Raw genomic sequence first — 1,851 nt, forward strand, 5'->3', positions numbered from 1 at the left:
TGGTTTCTGTGAAGAGCGTTGGATGGATGAACATATCGTATTGACCCAAGGAAAGAGCATACAATTTGATGGATTTTTTGTGGATCATAATTTAAATCCCTTAGGATGGTGGATTGAAAAACATAATGGGTATTCCATTCGGGAGGCTATCGATCTTTTAAATTTGGAGTATGGTTTTCTAACCCCAAAGTCAGCAACGGCACAACAATATGAAATGTCCGCGGATGCCCAATCCAAAAGGGATAAGAAGAAAAAGTACGCCAACATGCCACTCTTTTGGCGGTCATTCCTCTATTTTGTATATCGCTATGTCTTTAAACTGGGCTTTACCCAAGGGAAGGAAGGTTTTTTATGGCATTTTCTACAAGGTTGGTGGTACCGCACCTTGGTCGATGCCAAGGTATATGAGATAAAAAAAGCCTGTGGCGATGACACGGATAAAATAAAGCACTATTTATTCCAAAACTATCAAATCAAGGTATAGCTACCCCAAGGGGTATATATAGAATGATGTAAAATGAATGGTAAAATAAAAAAATTACTGGTTGTATTACTGTCAATGGGATTGGTTATTCTTGTATTTTATCCGAATAGGTTAAACAGATACGTTAAAAGAAAATTTCGGGCATATGCCACGACGCCCAAAGGTACGATGGAAGGGGTCATGTTCCAAAAAATCGAATTAGGTGATAGGGTCAAGGGGCAGTTTACAAGTTTGGTGATCGGCCCCGATCATAAATTGTATGCAGCTGCCATAGATGGTAAAATAATGCGGTTTCTGATGCACCCTTCGGGGGATTTACGGCTGGAGCATACATTCAAGCCTTTTGGAAAAGTATCTAAATTGACTATTGGTTTGGCTTTTGATCCAGCTTCGAGATCGGATAGTTTAATCGTTTGGACCACGTATTCGGAAGTTCCTACGAGTTGGGTTACGTTTCCCGATGCTCCAAAGGTTTATGATACAGCAAAGTGGGCCGGTAGTATGGCCCGTTTGCATTTGGATGATACGACCGATGAGGTCCTGAAAAATGACTGGGTGATCAAAGACCTGCCCCGTTTTGGTCCGAACCAGGAGAATTTTGCAAATTCCATTGTCTTTGGGCCCGATGGTAAACTTTATTTTGGACAGGGGGCCAATACGGGTATGGGGTGGTGCGATTGTGAAAGCGATCAAGAACCTTCCCGGGAGGCCTTGTTATCCGGTGCTATCTTATGTCTTGACCCAAATCAACTACCCCAAACCTTACCACTTTCGGTAAAGACGGTGGACGGTGGTGGAAGTTACGACCCCTATCATGAGAAGGCACCTTTAAAGATATATGCCACGGGCCTACGGAATGCCTATGATTTGGTTTGGCATAGCAATGGCGAATTGTATGCCACCATTAATGGCTCAGGGGGGAATGAAAATACCCCGACCTCAAATCCTATATCTCCCTATTATATTCCCCCGCATCCAACAATAAACTATAGGGGGCCAAAAGATATCCCTACGGTGATCGGTGCCCAACCCGATCAAAATGATTTTATGGCACGGGTAGCCCTTGGTGGCTATTATGGGCATCCCAATCCCCTTAGGGGAGAATACGTATTGAATCAAGGGGATGCTGCTTTGGATAATTTTGAATATAACGGGGTAGCACCTGATGCCAATTTTAGGGGATTTACCTATGATTTTGGCCCCCATATAGCCCCTACGGGAATATTGGAATATAGAAGTGAAACTTTTGACGGAAGGACAAAGGGGTGTCTGATCGTGGCCCGGATGGGACGGAACGATTTGGTCATTATTAGGCCTGGGGGCGAAAATAGGGATATGGTTGAGGATTATGACGGAGCGTCCATGGG

The 1,851-nt window shown here is 43.9% G+C and carries 1 protein-coding gene and 1 pseudogene; both read left to right on the forward strand.

Going from position 1 to position 1,851, the window contains the following annotated elements:
* Positions 1-484, forward strand: a pseudogene (locus WBM98_RS16400) (glycosyltransferase family 2 protein); the annotation flags it as partial.
* Between the two features lie 33 nt (positions 485-517).
* Positions 518-1,851 (forward strand): PQQ-dependent sugar dehydrogenase (locus WBM98_RS16405; protein ID WP_424367100.1); only part of this gene is annotated, 1,334 nt, incomplete at its 3' end.

It is taken from the genome of Maribacter sp., assembly GCF_049667165.1.
Taxonomy (GTDB): domain Bacteria; phylum Bacteroidota; class Bacteroidia; order Flavobacteriales; family Flavobacteriaceae; genus Maribacter_A.